This window comes from Dankookia sp. GCM10030260 (assembly GCF_042666655.1).
Taxonomy (GTDB): Bacteria; Pseudomonadota; Alphaproteobacteria; order Acetobacterales; family Acetobacteraceae; genus Paracraurococcus.
Genome location: NZ_JBHTDE010000013.1, coordinates 20,195 through 35,934 on the forward strand (window position 1 = coordinate 20,195; position 15,740 = coordinate 35,934).

A 15,740-nucleotide genomic window follows, 5' to 3' on the forward strand; every position below is an offset into this window, starting at 1 on the left:
TCCCGAGGCACAGCGCGGTCTGGCACCGGGCGCAGGTCATCCCTGATTGGAAGCTATGCGGCGCGTCGCCGGATGTCCGGTCGCTTCGCGATCCATTTTTTGCCGATCGCGTCTCGGCAGCGCGGCATCATTTCCCCATCTGGCCCAGCGCCTCCCGCAGCGGCGCCTCGGATACCCGCATCAGGCCGTCGAAGGGCCGGTTCATCTCGAGCACCAAGTATATCGCGCCGGCGACCGACAGCGCCCCGACGGTGAGCGCGACGACTACTGTGCCGTTGATCCGGGCGAACAGACCGAACCCGAAGAACAGCACCGCGAGCCAGAACACCAGGACAACCATGAAGGGGGCGGGCAAGTCGCTCTCGGTGCCATCGATGATCAGCGTGCGGAGCCGCGCGAAGCTGGCCACAAGTTGCAGGATCCGCTGCTGCTGGAACCGTTGGCCTTCGTTCCGCACAGGAATCTGGTAGATTATCGAAACGAACGCGATGGACTGCCCGCGATCGGCGCCGCGCTCCAAATCCTCCCGGCGCGCTTCACCATTCGGCCATACGCGGTCGATCTCGGCACGTACGGCGTGCTGGAACAGCGTGCGGGCCGGCGCAGTCTCCGGCCCGTAGAGTTCCAGCGAGCGGTCCAGCTCGGCCAAATTGGCCGCTAGGTCGTTCATCTGGTTGACCATCCCTTGATAGGTGCTCTGCGCCGAGGCGACCAGCAGCCCAAGCACCAGGGCCGTCAGCGTGGCGACCAGGCCCATCACGCTTTTCACGACGTTCTGCGACGCCTCGTCGAGATGCTCACGCGGCAGTTGCAGCGCCGCGCCCAGCAGGGCCGCCGCCAGGCTTCCAAGGCAGATGAGCAGGGCGATAGTGATCGGCTCCATGGCAGCCCCCAAACCGGATCAGGGCCGCACGGTGAACGGAAAAGAGCCTTCCGTGACCGCGCCATCCGGCAGCGACGTCACGATCCAACGCAGCTCGTAGGCGCCGGGCTCGAGGCCGGGAGCGAAGCCGAACAGCAGCGTTGGCGCGGCGTCCAGCCGGGGCTGCAGTACATGCACCACCTTACCGCCCTGCGCGATTACGAGTCGGGACCGGTAGTGGTCCACGGGCGCCGTGAAGCGAATAAAATATTGTGCCGGATGACGGTCCTCGAGCCCGCGGGCCGGCGGTTGCGCTTCCACGACCTAGCTGGGCCCCGGGGCGGCTTGGCCGAAGGCGGCATGGCCGGCGTGGAGCAGCGCCAATGCCATGACGCCGCATGCCGTTATCTGGCGCCGCAGCCTGCCAGTCTCTCCTGGCCTGCGCGCGGATCGATCCTGCGTCATGCCCAATGCGTCATGTCCAAAGCTGTCCCACCCTATCCGGTCTGCAAGGCGGACCACTGCGTTAAGGCAAGACTATGACCCAGACGGGGCCGCGCACACGCGAATGCATTATCCAAAATTCGCGTTGCGTCGCGCGGCGGGCTGAGCGGGCGTCGTCCATCATGATGATCGGCAGGAAATGGACATGCAATCGGCGTGCCTGGGCGCCGAGGCCAGTCCAGCATGCCGGTGGCGAGCAAGCGCCAATGCGGCGGAAGTGAGCACCGCCTGCGACATGCGCCGTCGCCATGCGAGATGCCCATGACCGATGCCATGCTGCGACCCGAGATCGCCGGGCCGCCGCTCCGATGCCGTGAAACGCCCCGATGAACCCGGTCCTCGAGAACTGGGTGGGCGCGCTCACTGTCATCGTCGGCACGGTGCTGGTGCAGGTGAACGTGCAGGCCGTGCTGCTGCGGATCCTGGCGGCGCGCGCCCCGGCCGTGGCCGACGGAGGATTGGCAGGCCGGCGCACCCTCCGCTCGCTCCGGATCCTAAGCCTGGCGACGGTCTTCGTGCTCATCAGCGGGCATCTGGTGCAGGTCGCGCTGTGGACTCTGCTGTATCTTGCGCTCGGCGAGTTCCAACACATCCAGGATGCGGCCTACTTCTCGTTGGCGAGCTTCACTACCGTCGGCGCGGCGGACCTCGAACTCTCCCGGAGCCATCGGGTGCTGGGCGCGCTTGAGGCGGGGATCGGCATGCTGCTGTTCGGCTGGTCGACCGCGCTGCTGGTTTCCCTAGCCGGCCGAGTCCAGGCACAACAGGCAGACCGAGGTGAATGAAGACACCTGGGCGCTTCCTGGCGACGACCTCTGTGCCCGCATGAGCGTACGCATTACCGCCGTCACCGATGTGGACGATATCCCGAGGCCGCCGCATGGCGGCCCTGGCGGGCCACGCCGTTGCGGCGCTACCCCTTCCTGCTGCAGACCCGCGACCTGGACCTGTCCGGGCTGACGCTGCAGCTGGGCCGCAGCACGCCACTGGGGGTCATAGGGGCGGTGCCGCCCGCCACGGCCTGGCTTCTGCTGCCGCTCGACGGGGCGGAGTCCTTGCTCCTGCGCGGCCGGGGCGCGGCACCTTGTGGCATCGCGGCCTTCGGCGACGGCGCCGAGTTCGAGCTGGCGAACCGCAGTGATGCGAGCTGGGGGCTGATCGCGCTACCGGCGGCTGAGATCGGGCCGGCTTTCTCGCCGCCACGCTTCTGGCCGATGCGCCATGCCGGCGCCGCAGCTTGGTGGCGGGCCAAGCCGGGCGCCTGGATGCGTGCCGCCGCGTTGATGCAGGATGCGGCCGAGGTCATGGCACAGGATCCCGACGTGTTTGAGGTTGAGGAGGCGCGACGCTCGCTCCGCGCGTCGGTGCTCGATGCCGGCCGCGATCTTCTCGGTGACCGGCTCAAGGAGGCGCGGTACCGGCCGCCGGGGGCCGCCATGCCGTCACTGCGACGGATAGTGCGCGCCGTCGACGATTACTTGGTCGCCCATTCCACTCAGGGGCTCGATCCCGTGCAGGTTTCGATGGGGCTCGGCGTTGCGGAGACGCAGCTACGAGCGGCGTTCCTGACCATCCTGGGGATCAGCGCAACACGCTATCTCATGGTCCGCCGGCTGCTCCTGGTACGCGCGGCGCTGCGCGCGGCCGATAGCGATGGAGAGACGGTCGAGCGGACGGCAGCGACTCACGGCTTCTGGAGTTTGCGGCGGCTCGAGCGCGCCTATCGGGCCCTGTTTGGGGAGACGCCGGCCGAATGCCGGAACCGGTCGCGCAACGCAGCGCGCCCGGGTCCGTCAGGCGGCGACTGACCGGTGGAGAGCACCGTTGCGGCGCCGGCAAACGCCAGGGTCTCTGAAGGCGATTCGCCGAACTGCTCGCGGTAATCGTGGGCGAAGTTGCCGAGGTGCCAAAAGCCATGCGCAAGGGCGACCGACTTCACAAGCGATGCCTTCGGGCAGGAGGCGAGGAGCGCCTGGCGGACCATCAACAGGCGTCGGCGCTTGAGGTAGACATGCGGGCTGAGGCCGCAGACCGCGACGAAGGCGTGATGGAGCTTGCGGGGCGACACCGCGAGCGCCAAGCATAGGGCATCGGTATAGATTGGTCGTGCCACGGCGGCGTGCAGGTACTCCTCCACGGTGCCGACGAGACGGATGGCGTCCCGGGTGGCACGGCCGGGCAGCGAGAGTTGCTCGGCCTTCGAGAAGGCTTCGATGACAAGCTCATGCAGCCCACGCCGGAGACCAGTGTCGGCTGCCGGAAATTCGGACCCGCCGCTCGCGTTCCATGCAGGATCGGTGGCAGTCGAGAAGGTCTGACGGATCGATGCCGCGATTTCCGGCGGCAGCAGTCGCATCGGATCGGCATGGCTTCCCATACAAGGCTTCCCTCCAAGTTCCAGCAGCCAATCTGCCTCCTGCAGCGGCATCGACAGGGATCCCCATTCGACCGCTGCCGGCGCGAGAGCGTGCAACTCGCTGCCGGGCCTGAAGATGATCACATCCTGCGGTTCGGTCGGCCGGCCGTTGACGACAGGGGGGGCACGCTGCAGGACCGGCAGAAGAAGTGCCGCGCGGTGCCGGTCGATGGTGCCGCGGGTGACATGCGCTTGGTCCGCCGCGCGCTGCAGCAGGATCGAGCCGTGCTGCAGGATCATGATGCGCGACTCATAGCGACCGGCCTCGAGCGGCACGTACTCCACGTTGCTATCGCGGATCGTGCGTGCGAATTCCTCGGCATTCGTGAAGTGTCGAGACAGGATCAACCCCTGCTTTTCTTCCTCCATTGATTGCATAAGGGCCCCTCCAATCGCCATTTCATTGACGGCGTAGCAAATATGGTTTGCTGGATAGGCAGCGACGCATCGTTTCGTACTATTAGGTATCAAGGCGCCAGCCTTCAGCGCGAATTTCGGCGCGGCATCGCGTGAAAGTTATTCCAGCTTGCGGATATACATTTCGAGCCAGCCTACGCGTGACCATGCGACCGGAACCAACGCAGGATTGCGCCGCGGCGGTGCCTTTGCGACATGCGATGCAATCCAAGTTTCTTAAGTCTAGGTCTGGAATCTCGACAATGGACGGGTGGTTGGCGGGACGTAATTAAGCGCCCGGCGCAGATTTGCCGAATTCGGACAGTGATGCGGGATGCGCCGTGCAGCGCCGCCACGTAAACCTTGGGCCATTGGTCACACGGTCAGGCACCCCGATCGCTTGACCGCATGTCACTCAGCCAACGCCGTGCGGATTCCAAGGCGGGAACCAGGAGACGACGCATGACACGGATGCATGTCTTGAAGAGCTTCGCCATGGCTGCGGCCTTGGTGACGGCGGGTGCGACCCTCCCGTCAGTGGTGTCCATGCCGGCGGCGGCACAGGCCAATCCGGCCTTGGCGAGCATCCCGGAACCGATGGCCGAAACGCTGCAAGCCAAGATCACCGCCATCAACACGCAGACTCGCAAGGTCACGCTGCGCGGCGCATCCGGACGTTCGGTCACCGTGACTGCGGGACCGCTGGTGCGGCTCGAGATGCTGCAGACTGGCGATACGGTCGACGTGCAGTTTTTCCGCTCGGTGGCGTTCGAGCTTTCGAAGACGATGAGCGTAGCGCCGAATGCCGCGGCCGTCGCGGTCGAGCAGAACGCCTCCGCACCCGGCGGCGTCGGCGTCGCGCTTACCCGTGTCAGCGGTACCGTCGTCGGCCTGCACATGGCGTCGAATTCGGTCGATTTGGTGACCCCGGGCGGTGGTGGCGTCTACACCATTCACGTGACCGACCCGTCGCGCATCGCCCTGCTGTCGCAGGTGAAGGTTGGCGATACCATCACGGCGGTGGTCAGCGACGCCTTCGCCGTGTCAATCGAGAAGGCGAAATCGAGCTGGTTCTGACGCGCCACGGCCTGCGTTGATGCGGCTCCTGCCTCGGCGCAGACCTCGATCCGTGGCATGATATCAGGAGAGTTGAAGCCATGAACGAGCCGCCGCGCCGACGTCGGTTGCTGGCCATTGCCTTACCGCTTGGCATGCAGGTGTTGGCCGGGGGCTGCCAGAGGAATGTGCGGCTCGGGCCGGATGCGGTCGCCGGCAAGACGCCCGATGGCACGATCGAGATGCGCGAGGTGCAGGCGGCCTACCTCGTCAGCGGCAGCGGCGGCGAAGGTGTGCTGACCTACCGCGGCCGGCGCCACCCCTTCAACGTGGGCGGTGCCGGGTTTGGCGGGATCGGCGCCTCGACCATCGATGCCTATGGCGAAGTCTACAACCTTCGCAACCTGACCGAATTCCCTGGCGCCTATGCGCAGGCCCGCTACGGAATCGCCCTCGGCACGACCAGCGCCGGCGATCTCTGGTTGCAGAACGAGGCTGGTGTGATCATGCGGCTGAAAGCCAAGCGGGACGGCTTGATGCTCAGCCTGGGCGGCGATGCCGTCGTCATCTCCCTGCGATAGCGCAGCCGCAACAGCGGAAGGGATGGCCGCCGCGGGGTGCGCTGCGCGCTGAAGCCGATAGCGCTGTCATGCCGGCGGCCGATTTCATCAACTGCTGCAGGGTTATGTCCTGCGGTCGATAACCGCGCAGGCTCGCGGTCGCGATGCATTCTTCGCCGCCCCGCGGCGCGCGGCCAGATTACCGCGTCACCTCATGCCACGTGCATAGGCACGCTGCCCGCGGATATTGCCTGAAGCCTGCCGGACGCACCGGACCGACATGTCGGTGGCAAGTAGCAGCTTGCGAATTTTGGATAGCGTCTGCGCAACCCAGATGCTTTCGGCTGTGTATCTTCAGTCCCGCTGACGGCGGCGCTCTTGTCCCATCGATCAGCGAGGATGTTGTGCCATGCGGATGCTTCGGCTGTGTACCTTGATCGTCCTGCTGGGGGTTGCAGCACGCGGCGCGGCGGCGCAATCCGGGCCGCCGCCGGCCTGGGCCTTCTCTGTAACGCCCTATGGCTGGTTCGCCGGGCTCAGCGGCAAGGTGCAGACGCCGCTCGACCGCTTCCCCGGCCGCAGCTTCAACGCGGATTTCGACAGCATCGTTGGCGATCTTTCGACCATTCCGATCATGGGGATGGCGGAGGCGCGCTATGGCCGCTTCGGCGTAGTCGGCGACGTCCTCTATCTCGGGCTCGAACAGGGACTGAACACCCGCGACGTCGCCTTCCAGGGCGGGCACGCCCGGGTGAACACCACCATCGGCTCGCTGCTCGGCCTGTTCCGCGTGCTTGATTTGCTAGACCAGAGCCTCGATGTCGGCGCCGGCGTGCGGATCTGGAATGCCGACACCAAGCTCTCGCTCAATCCGTGCAGGCTGCCCGGGGTGATCCAGAAGGACAGCGTGACCTGGTCGGACCCGTTGCTGGCGGCGCGGTATCATCTCGACCTCACCGACCGCTTTGGCTTGTCGGTCTATGGCGATATCGGCGGCTTCAATGCCGGCTCCGTCCTCACTTGGCAGGCGATGGGCTCGGTCGACTACAGCCTGACGCCGACGACCGTCCTGCGCGCCGGCTGGCGCTATCTGACCTTCGACAAGAAGCGCAACGATGTTCGCTTCGACCTTGGGTTCAACGGTCCCTTCATCGCCGCGACCTTCAGGTTCTAACCAAGATGCGCAGCGCCTTCCCGCGCCTCCAACTTCGCGCCGGCTCGATCTGACGGCTCGCCAGGGTGTGTCATCCGCGGGAGGAGACAGCCGGCAAATGGCGGCCCTCCCCCAGCCAACCTCGTAGCAGGAGACAACCAAGCCATGTCCCAGATTCATCCCAGCTCGAAGGGCCTGCACCGCGCGCTTCTCGCGGCGACCGCGCTGTCGACCAGCACCCTGGTGGCAGCGCCGGCCGAGGCGCAAACAGGCTGGAACGCCATGCCTGTCACCGGCCTCTACATCGGCGCCGGCGTCGGCCCGAACTGGGTCCAGGAAACCGACCTCAAGCAGTCCGGCTCGGTCACCGCAGCGCTGCGCCAGCGGGGCTTCGCAGCACCCGGCGGCAAGGCCTTGTTCGATACCGGCATCGCCACCTTTGGCAGTCTCGGCTGGGGCTTTGGCAACGGGTTGCGCGCCGAAGGCGAATTCAACTACCGCTGGAACGACATCAACAAGATCACCGGCTTCGGCCAGCTTGGCGCGCAAGGCGGCACCGCCAACCTCGGCGGCGAACAGCAATCCATCGGGCTGATGTTCAACCTGCTGTACGACTTCGAGATTCCTGGGGCTCCCTGGGTCGTGCCCTATATAGGCGCTGGCATCGGCGTGGCCTGGACGAAGTGGAGTTCCACTCAGAGCCGATCGATCCCGGCTAACCTGTCGATTAACACCGATGGCGACACGCAGGCCAACTTTGCCTACCAGGCGATGGTCGGCGCGGCCTTCCCGATCGATGGCGTGCCCGGGCTCGCGGTGACCACGGATTTCCGCTTCTTCGGCACGCCGGTGAACAAGTTCAGCACCAGCGTCAGCCAGATCACGCCGGCGCGGCAGATTGCCGCGGGGGACGTGAAGGCCGACAATTTCAACTACGCGCTCACCATCGGCCTGCGCTACAATTTCGGCCGCGTGCCGCCGCCGCCGCCGGTCGTGGTCGCGCCGGCCGTCGCCCCCGCCCCGGCAAGGACCTATCTCGTCTTCTTCGACTGGGACCGGGCCGACCTGACCGCTCGCGCGCGGGAGATCATCGCTGAGGCTGCGACCAATGCCGGTCGCGTGCAGACCACACGCGTCGAGGTGGCCGGCCATGCCGACCGCTCTGGTTCGCCCGCCTACAACCAGCGCCTGTCGCAGCGCCGCGCCGATGCAGTGGCGGCAGAGTTGGTCGCCCGCGGCATCAGCCGGAGCGAGATTGCCATCAGCGCCTACGGTGAGAGCCGGCCACTGGTGCCGACGGCCGACGGCGTGCGCGAGCCGCAGAACCGCCGCGTCGAGATCATCCTTAAATAGGGCTGCGCAGCGCAGCGGGCGAGCCTATCCACCGGCCCCGACCGCTCCGGGCCGGGGAGGCGGACCAGAGATCGCGGAAGCGACATGAGCAGTCTTGGGAAGGCTGCGTTGCGGGTCGTCCGGGTAGCGCGGCCTCTGACGCCGTGTAGGATGGAGGGGGGATCCCGAGGAAACGGATGGCGTGGCGTGTGGAGCCGCTCCGCGCCATCCCCTGGCGCAAGCAGCCGCAGCTTCGCGCGACAGCCCGTGCCTGTTACTGGCCTGTGCATGCCCATTGGCTGGGCTGCCCGGGACGACGGCGGCGCATTAGGCTTGGCAGGTCCCGCGGCAGGTCTCACGCCTGCATGCGGTCCGCCGCTGCGGTCCCCGTCAGATCGATGCCCGAGGCCTCAGCGCATCGGAGGATCTCCAGAATGAGCGCCTCCTGCACCTCGAGGAACGCCGCGGTCGCCGTGGTCATGATGCGGGCATGCACCTCGACATCGACGGCCAGGCTGCTGGCGCTGAGGCCGACCACTCGCACCCGCGGCAATCCCGGGCCGACTTCCACGAGCAGATGGGCCGCGATGCGCCGGTGTAGCTCCCTCAGCAGCGTCCCGACCTGAGCAGGAGGACTGTGGTCGGGCAGGCTTATGCGGTGCTGGAAAAGGCTGCTTGGCCACGCCGAGACGTTGACGACCTGCGTCTTCGCGAGATCGGCGTTCGGCACCGTCGTCAAGGTACCGTCCGCGCCGCGGATGCGGGTCGAGCGCGGTCCGACCGTCTCCACCGTGCCGCTGTTCGCGCCGTAGCGGACCTGGTCCCCAACCCGGAAGGGACGATCGGCGAGGATGGAGATGCCGCCAAGCAGGTTCTCCACCGTGGACTGCGCGGCAAGCGCCAATGCGATGCCGCCGACGCTGACAGCGGCAAGCAACCCGAGCGCCGGCACGCCGATGTCGTTCGCGCAGTAGATGAGGATGGCGCCCGCCGAGAGCAGCGACCCGACCCGCGCCACGATTCGCACCGGATGGGCGTCGTAGGTCCCATCAGGGAACATCGGCGAGGCGATGATTGCTTCCGCCGCCAGCCAGCAGGCGCGCATCGCCGCCCAGGCCGCTGCAAGATACAGCACAATCGTGGCGACGATGGTCTCGGCGCTCGCGACCAGTTGGGCCGGGACCAGCTGCCAGACGATGAAGCCATGGCCGAGCATGACGAGCGCGGCGAGCAGTCCTGGCACGGTCAGCAGCACGGCATGCCTGCGCCAAGAGGAAGTCGTGGCCGCCCGGCGGCGCACGAACTGGGACCAGCGCAGGACGGAGGCAAGGATCATCAGGCCCAGGATGACCATGGCAAGGAGCTTCCACGCGGACGTGCCGAGCAGCGGCACCCAGGCCGCCGCCGGGAGCGTCTCTAAGCGCAGCCGCGCCAGCCAGGGTCCAACGAAGCGTTGCTGCGCCGTGGTCCATTCGCCGAGCGGGCTCTGCCGTAGCCTGGGCATCCCCTCAGCCTGAGCATGGAACAGCGGCAGCCGCGCGACCGTCTCGGCGGAGAAGACGTAATCGCCCGCGCGCGGCCCGTCTGCCAGCCGGACCATGCGGATCTCGGTGCCGGGGATCGTCCAGCGTGCCGGCAGGTCGGTGCTGGGCCCGCCCGCGCTGCCCGGAACCGATCCTACGGAAATCTCTGGCAGCCTACTCAGAATATCGGCAAGGTACCCGACCATCGCGGCACCCGTCTTTACCCTGGTTACCGGCGGGATCTCGCGGAGGTCGAACAGGTGTCGCCGATGCGTACGAACGCTACCGCCATGGCGAACTGCGTCGTGGTGGTCGGCACCGCCCGATAAGTTTCGTAGAAGGCCTCAATCCGCTGCGTGTCGGTGGCGAAGGAGCGGAGCGTGGCCGCCGGGTTGGAGGCGTCAAGTTCGGGAAGCAGGCCGGTTGCGCCGGACGACACGCCGGACAGGAGGGTGCCGAGCACCAGGAGCAGTGCGCACAGCCAGCGGACCAGGCGGCGGTTGACCCCACCCGGCGGCCATTGGACCTGGATGCGATGGCCTGGGCCGCGAAGCCGCCGCACGCCTGCGGCGTAGCGGGATGCGTGCGCATGCTACCCGACGCAGCCGGCGCGGTTGACTGGCCCACCGTGTTTCGTCGTCGTGCCCCTCACGCTGCCGGGGCCAGCCACGGCGGCTCCGGGACCTGACTTGGCGCCGCCGCCGATATGGCCAACGTTGCGGACCGGGCTCAGGACCTGTGTCCGGCTTTCGCCATGGCCGACAAGCGTGTCCGAGTAGCGGAGGCGGGCGGAGGCTTGAGCGTCGCACGGATTTATGGGCAAGCAGAGCGCTTTGTCGAGCAAAGTGTCGAGAAAGTAGGTTTGCAGGATGCACAGTTCCGTGATAGAAGACGTTTCCTTTGTCACTAAAAAAGGCTGTCCGTTTGAGTGCTGTACATCGTATATTCTGCCTCTATTCGCAATCGGGGCTCCGAATTGAGCGCACGGCTCGATTATTCAATGCAGTTCGTATTGACGTATTATACCAAGCGGCTGAAGGTTAGCCTCCTGGGGCTTGAGCCGACGCGGTCGGGCGTGATTCATCGGCTGGCATGGCATCTGGGGATGGACCATGCCGGCATTGCTGGTCCGGGAAGACCTGTCGCCTGGCGAGTTGCGGCGGCTGGCGAAGGCGGAGCGCGATCGGCGGATGGCACGGCGCCTGCTGGCGATCGCGGCGGCCCTTGAGGGCCTGAGCCGTGAGGCCGCGGCGCGCGTGGCCGAGATGGACCGGCAGATGCTGCGGGACTGGGTGATCCGCTACAATCGGGGCGGGCCTTCCGGTTTGTCGGACCATTGGGACGACGGCCGTCCCTGCCGACTGACAGAGGGCCAGCAGGCGACGCTGAAGGCGATCGTGCTGCAAGGGCCGGATCCCGAGGTGGGACGGCGTGTCGACCTAGCGGCTGATCGACCTCTGCCAGATCGTGCGGGAGCGCTTCGGCGTGGCCTGCAGCGAGGCTGGGATGAGCAAGCCGATGCGCAGCCTCGACCTGTCCTGGCAAACGCCGCGGCCGCGCCAGGCCAAATCCGACCATGCCGCCCAAGAGCGGTTCAAAAAGGGGGCTTCGCGCAAGCCCTCGCGCAGGTCGCGGCCGACCACCCCGAGGCCAAGCGGATCGAGGTTTGGTTCCAAGATGGTTGGACGTATACGTCCAACCGCGTAAGCCAGAAGGGGCGGATGGTCCGCCGCTGGTTCCAGCGTGGCATGCGACCGGGAATGGTGAAGGACTAACGCTACCGCTCGGCCTACATCCTCGGCGCGGTCTGCCCGGCGCGTGACACCGGCGCGGCGATCGTGCTGACCATGTCTCGACCAAGGCAATGACCCTGCTGCTCGAGAAGGTCGCCGCGCAGCTGCCACCCATGCGGTGATGCTGATCGACAACGCCGGCTGGCACATCGCCGACGAATTGCGTGTGCCGCCGAACATCAGTAAGCGACGTCTACAGGCCCTTGGTGCCTTCGGCTGAAGTTAGCGGCGTCTCCGGGCCGGCCCAGCACCAGGGCATCAACTCGTCGATGCGATCATTGGGCCAGCCATTGACCAGACGGGTGAGCAGGTCGGTGAAGTAGCGCTGCGGATCGACGCCGTTGAGCTTGCATGTCTCGACCAGCGACGCTGCCGCGCACCAGCGGGCCCCGCCATCATCGCCGGATGCAAACAGGGCATTCTTTCTGCTCAGGCACACGGGCCGGAGGGCGCGCTCGACCGTGTTCGTGTCGAGCTCGATCCTGCCATCGTCGAGGAACTGGCAGACCCCCTCGCCGTGGTTCAGCGGATAGTGAGGCGCCTTGGCGGTCGGGCTGGCGCCCGGCAGGCGCGTGAGCTTTTCCTCAAGCCAGGCGAACAGCGCCTCGGCCAGCGGCTTGCTCTTCGCCTGGCGGGCGGCGTGGCGGATCTTCGGCAGCTTGCCGCGTACCTCGGCCTCGATGGCGTAGAGCGCGGCTATGCGCTGCAGGGTCTCCGTGGCGATCGGGGCGGTCTTACCCCTGGCCAGCTCGATGAACTCCCTGCGCACATGCGACCAGCAGAACGCCAGCGTGATGCCGTTTTCGGCCGCGGCCAGCGCCTTGTACGCGGCATAGCCGTCGCATTGCAGGATGCCCTGGTAGTCCACCAGCAACGCCTTCGGGTGCTCGGCGCCACGGCCCGGCGCGTAGTGGAACACCACCGCGGGCGGGTCGGTGCCGCCCCAAGGGCCGGTTATCGCGGGCGATCGCCCAGGCGTAGCCCTTCTTCGTCTGGCCGCGGCCTGGGTCGAGCACCGGCATGGCGGTCTCGTCGGCGAACAGCCTCGGCGAGGCCTGCATGATCTCGTGCAGGCGCCGCACCACGGGCGCGATCTTGCGGGTTGCCGTGCCGAGCCAGTCGGCGAGGACCGCGCGGCTGATCCCGATCCCCTGGCGCGCCAAGATCTGCGCCTGGCGATACAGCGGGAGGTGATCCGCGTAGCGCGACACCACGATGTGGGCGACCGTCGCGTCGGTCGGCATGCCGCCCTCGACCAGGCGGGCGGGCGCGGGCGCCTGCAACACGACACCGGGGCAGGCCCGACAGGCCAGCTTCGGCCGCCTGGTCACGAGAACCCGGAACTGGGCGGGGATCACGTCCAGCCGCCTGGCAGTGTCGCTGCCGATCTCAACCAGCGGACCCTGGCAGCAGGGGCGGCTGTCGCCTCCGGCGCCAGCACCTACTCGATCTCCGGCAGATGCGCGAGCAGGCGGCCGCGGCCAGCACGGCGGCGCTGCCTCTGCTGCTCGCGAATTGCCGGCGACCGCTTGGCCACCTCTGCAGCGTTCCCGGCCAGCGTCGCCTCGATCTCCTCGAAGGCCAGCTGCAGCTGCTCGTCCGTCAGCCGCTCCGACTTCCGCCCGAACTGTCGGCGCTGCAGCTTCAGCAGCAGGTGGCGGAGACGCTCGTTTTGCTCGACCAGTGCATCGCGCTCGGCGGTCACGCCGTCGCATCGGGATGCCAGCGCGTCGACCTTTTCCAGCGCCTCGAGCAGCAGCGCTCGCAGTGCTGCGGGTTCCTCCGGCAGTGTCGGCGTATCGGCATCGGCGTCGCGCATCGCTCGGTAACTCTACGCAGGTGCGCTCGGTTTGGGAATCTCTCGCGTCGCCTGGACGCGTCACCAATCGATCCCGGAGAACAGCGCGGCGAACTCGACCGCGCTCAGACGCATGACGCCGTCCGTCACCGGTGGCCAGCGAAACGCGCCGCCTTCCAACTGCTTCCAGACCAGCACCAGGCCGCTGTCATCCCAAGTCAGGATCTTCACCCGGTCGGATCGCTTCGAGCGGAACACCAGCACCACGCCCGAGAATGGGTCGGTGCCCAGCTCGGCAGCCGCCAGCGCAGCCGGAGCGTGCGCGCCGCGGCGAAAGTCCACCGGCTTGGTCGCCAGCAGCATACGCACGCCGGACGGCAGCGCGATCACGCCGCCGAGGCCCGGACCGCGCGCAGCACCGTCGTCAGCAGGGCCTCGTCGGTACCGGGCGCGACGCGCAGCACCACGCCAGCCAGCTTCACCTCGATCGAGGATGGCTGGCGCACCGATGCGGCCATCGCTTTAGGCGCCGGAGCCGGCAGTTCGGCCACCACCGGCACGAAGCTCGGCTTCGCCGTCGTGGCGGGGCTCACCAGGGCCCGGCGTGCTTGCCGGCGCCAGTCGAAGACCTGCTGCGGGCTCACCTGCCAGCGGCGGGCAACCTCGGTCACCTTCGCGCCGGGCTCCGCCGTCTCGGCGACGATCCGCGCCTTCTCGTCGTCCGACCAACTCCGCCGCCGGCCAAGCCCCGTCAGAACCTCGACCCGGCGATATCCGCCACCCTTCGCGTCGTCGCTAACGCTATCCATAACGTCGTCCGGAAGCTCCCTGCTCCAGACCGAACCAGCACACTCACGGCCCTTGAAGGAAGGAGGGCCCCGAACGGCCGCTTACGAACATCAGCTTGGTCCACTTGCCACCCTACTCGCCCAAGCTGAACGCCATCGAGAAGGTTTGGTAGTACCTGCAGGACCGCTACCTGTTGAGCCGGCTGTTCGGCGGCACGCGCTCTATCGTCGGTGCCTGCTGCGAAGCCTGAAACCAACTCATCGAGGAGACCGGCCGCATCAAGTCCCCGACCAATTTCAATTGGGCTCGACAGGTCAGTCCATAATCAGCTTGTTATCAGTGTGAGTGGCGAAGCGGCTTGTTCCATAGGCGTGATCGACCCCACGCCGCAGTGCTGCAGCCGCAATACGCGATCACATTTCCCGATTCACCGTTCGATGGGGCAACTCTCGTCCGATGCCCAGTCCAAGAAGCTGAGATAATAAGCGCCGATGTCCGCATACCCCGCGCGGAGCGCCGCCAGTGAGGCCCGCCCGCCGCCGTCGCAATGCGTCACCACACGCTCGCCCGGGCGGATCCCCGCAGCCGCCAGTTTCTTGCGCAGCGTCTCGGCCGGCAGCAGCCGGTTGTCCGCGCCCGACAGATCGGCGTGCGGCAGATTGGCCACGCCAGGCAGTCTGCCGCTACGCGTGTTTTGCGAAGATCGGCACCCGTATGTTCTGCCGCGGTCCGCGTGTCGAAGACCTGCGGTCCTGCACGGGCGTCGAGGGCAGCAGGAGACTTGGGCGGCACCGCTGGAAGGTCGAGCGGACGCTCGCCTGGTTGGCCCGCTTCCGGCGCCTCACCATCCGCTGCGAACGACGCGAGGACATCCACCTCGCCTTCAACACCCTCGCCGCCAGCATCATCTGCCTGAAGCAGATCAGACGGTTGTGTCGGACACTCTTAGGGCACGCCGAGATAGAGCAGCACGGCGCCGGCGATGGTGCCGAGGGAGACTGCCACCGCCTGGCCCTCCAGGCCGATGAGCGGTGGTAGGACAGTCAGGAAGAACCAAGCGTAGAGCCCGAAGAACAGCAGCTGGAACACGCATTGAAGGCGACGAGCCCCGCCCCATACTGGTTGTCGCCGCGTGCCAGTTGGTTCCACACGATGACCATGGCGATGCAGCGCAAGGCCTATCAGGATCAGCCTGGTCATGTATTCCAGCCGGTCCGGCAGGAACAGCACCGCGAGGTCGAACTTCATCACCGGGCCGATCAGCCAGTTCTGCACCAGCGACAGCAGCAGCACCTTCCGGTCAGCAAAAACCTGGGGTAGCGCCACGTATCGCACCCGCGCCAGCGACGGATACATCATCAAGATGAGGCCGATCGCAATCGGCAAATTCGTGCCGCCGACCGAGAGCGCGTCCAGCGCTGCCAGTGCTCCCGGCACCAGGCTCCCAATCGCCCCCCCAGCCCCATTTCGAGGATAATCCAAAGCGTCAGCCATCGGTCGAGGAAGGATAGGCGACGCGCTGGTTACGCGGCTTCAGCAGGCATGTGGGGAGTTCCTA

At 66.9% G+C, this 15,740-nt stretch carries 14 protein-coding genes and 5 pseudogenes; 9 read left to right on the top strand and 10 right to left on the bottom strand.

Annotation, left to right across the window (positions count from 1 at the left end; genetic code table 11):
* Positions 1–127: 127 nt before the first annotated feature.
* Entirely contained in the window at positions 128–883 is a 756-nt protein-coding gene (locus tag ACFQS7_RS25500; RefSeq protein ID WP_380069969.1) for a hypothetical protein, read from the bottom strand.
* Positions 884–901: 18 nt separating this feature from the next.
* On the bottom strand, positions 902–1,183 hold the full coding sequence (locus tag ACFQS7_RS25505) for a copper resistance protein CopC (protein WP_380069970.1): 282 nt from the start codon (positions 1,181–1,183) through the stop codon (positions 902–904).
* A 509-nt stretch (positions 1,184–1,692) separates the two neighbouring features.
* On the opposite strand from ACFQS7_RS25505, the gene ACFQS7_RS25510 reads away from it, so the two are divergent.
* Entirely contained in the window at positions 1,693–2,151 is a 459-nt protein-coding gene (locus ACFQS7_RS25510; RefSeq protein ID WP_380069971.1) for an ion channel, read from the top strand.
* A gap of 120 nt (positions 2,152–2,271) precedes the next feature.
* Positions 2,272–3,174 (top strand): helix-turn-helix domain-containing protein, encoded by a 903-nt coding sequence (locus ACFQS7_RS25515; protein WP_380069972.1) that lies wholly within the window; start codon positions 2,272–2,274, stop codon positions 3,172–3,174.
* Here the strand turns inward: ACFQS7_RS25515 and ACFQS7_RS25520 are convergent.
* Positions 3,087–4,151, bottom strand: a complete 1,065-nt coding sequence (locus ACFQS7_RS25520; RefSeq protein WP_380069973.1) for a helix-turn-helix domain-containing protein — start codon at positions 4,149–4,151, stop codon at positions 3,087–3,089. The genes ACFQS7_RS25515 and ACFQS7_RS25520 overlap by 88 nt on opposite strands.
* Before the next feature lie 489 nt (positions 4,152–4,640).
* On the opposite strand from ACFQS7_RS25520, the gene ACFQS7_RS25525 reads away from it, so the two are divergent.
* The 4 genes from ACFQS7_RS25525 to ACFQS7_RS25540 all read left to right on the top strand — a co-directional run bounded on the left by ACFQS7_RS25525 (position 4,641) and on the right by ACFQS7_RS25540 (position 8,300).
* Complete coding sequence (locus tag ACFQS7_RS25525) at positions 4,641–5,255, top strand: hypothetical protein (RefSeq protein WP_380069974.1); 615 nt, start codon at positions 4,641–4,643, stop codon at positions 5,253–5,255.
* An 80-nt stretch (positions 5,256–5,335) separates the two neighbouring features.
* Positions 5,336–5,815 (top strand): hypothetical protein, encoded by a 480-nt coding sequence (locus ACFQS7_RS25530; protein WP_380069975.1) that lies wholly within the window; start codon positions 5,336–5,338, stop codon positions 5,813–5,815.
* Between the two features lie 388 nt (positions 5,816–6,203).
* Positions 6,204–6,968, top strand: a complete 765-nt coding sequence (locus ACFQS7_RS25535) for a hypothetical protein (RefSeq protein WP_380069976.1) — start codon at positions 6,204–6,206, stop codon at positions 6,966–6,968.
* 144 nt (positions 6,969–7,112) lie between these two features.
* Positions 7,113–8,300 carry an OmpA family protein gene (locus ACFQS7_RS25540; RefSeq protein ID WP_380069977.1) on the top strand — a complete coding sequence of 396 codons (1,188 nt, stop codon included), beginning with the start codon at positions 7,113–7,115 and terminating at the stop codon, positions 8,298–8,300.
* A 334-nt stretch (positions 8,301–8,634) separates the two neighbouring features.
* Here ACFQS7_RS25540 and ACFQS7_RS25545 read toward each other — a convergent pair whose 3' ends face one another.
* Positions 8,635–10,008 carry a mechanosensitive ion channel family protein gene (locus ACFQS7_RS25545; RefSeq protein WP_380069978.1) on the bottom strand — a complete coding sequence of 458 codons (1,374 nt, stop codon included), beginning with the start codon at positions 10,006–10,008 and terminating at the stop codon, positions 8,635–8,637.
* A gap of 23 nt (positions 10,009–10,031) precedes the next feature.
* Positions 10,032–10,265 (bottom strand): hypothetical protein, encoded by a 234-nt coding sequence (locus tag ACFQS7_RS25550; RefSeq protein WP_380069979.1) that lies wholly within the window; start codon positions 10,263–10,265, stop codon positions 10,032–10,034.
* A gap of 727 nt (positions 10,266–10,992) precedes the next feature.
* Between ACFQS7_RS25550 and ACFQS7_RS25555 the strand changes: the two are divergent.
* A pseudogene (locus tag ACFQS7_RS25555) lies at positions 10,993–11,172 on the top strand (helix-turn-helix domain-containing protein); the annotation flags it as partial.
* Positions 11,173–11,308: 136 nt separating this feature from the next.
* Positions 11,309–11,509, top strand: a complete 201-nt coding sequence (locus ACFQS7_RS25560; protein WP_380070040.1) for a winged helix-turn-helix domain-containing protein — start codon at positions 11,309–11,311, stop codon at positions 11,507–11,509.
* A gap of 279 nt (positions 11,510–11,788) precedes the next feature.
* Here the strand turns inward: ACFQS7_RS25560 and tnpC are convergent.
* From tnpC to ACFQS7_RS25580, 4 genes and pseudogenes are all read right to left on the bottom strand, one after another.
* Positions 11,789–13,414: pseudogene (gene tnpC / locus ACFQS7_RS25565) on the bottom strand (IS66 family transposase).
* Between the two features lie 60 nt (positions 13,415–13,474).
* Complete coding sequence (tnpB, locus tag ACFQS7_RS25570) at positions 13,475–13,783, bottom strand: IS66 family insertion sequence element accessory protein TnpB (protein WP_380069980.1); 309 nt, start codon at positions 13,781–13,783, stop codon at positions 13,475–13,477.
* Complete coding sequence (gene tnpA / locus ACFQS7_RS25575) at positions 13,780–14,202, bottom strand: IS66-like element accessory protein TnpA (RefSeq protein ID WP_380069981.1); 423 nt, start codon at positions 14,200–14,202, stop codon at positions 13,780–13,782. Before tnpA ends, tnpB begins: the two co-directional genes overlap by 4 nt.
* Positions 14,203–14,609: 407 nt before the next feature.
* Positions 14,610–14,879: pseudogene (locus tag ACFQS7_RS25580) on the bottom strand (sulfurtransferase); the annotation flags it as partial.
* Between the two features lie 35 nt (positions 14,880–14,914).
* Between ACFQS7_RS25580 and ACFQS7_RS25585 the strand changes: the two are divergent.
* Positions 14,915–15,112 (top strand): annotated as a pseudogene (locus tag ACFQS7_RS25585) (transposase); the annotation flags it as partial.
* A gap of 18 nt (positions 15,113–15,130) precedes the next feature.
* On the opposite strand, the pseudogene ACFQS7_RS25590 reads toward ACFQS7_RS25585, so the two are convergent.
* Positions 15,131–15,648: pseudogene (locus ACFQS7_RS25590) on the bottom strand (arsenical-resistance protein); the annotation flags it as partial.
* Positions 15,649–15,740: the final 92 nt, after the last annotated feature.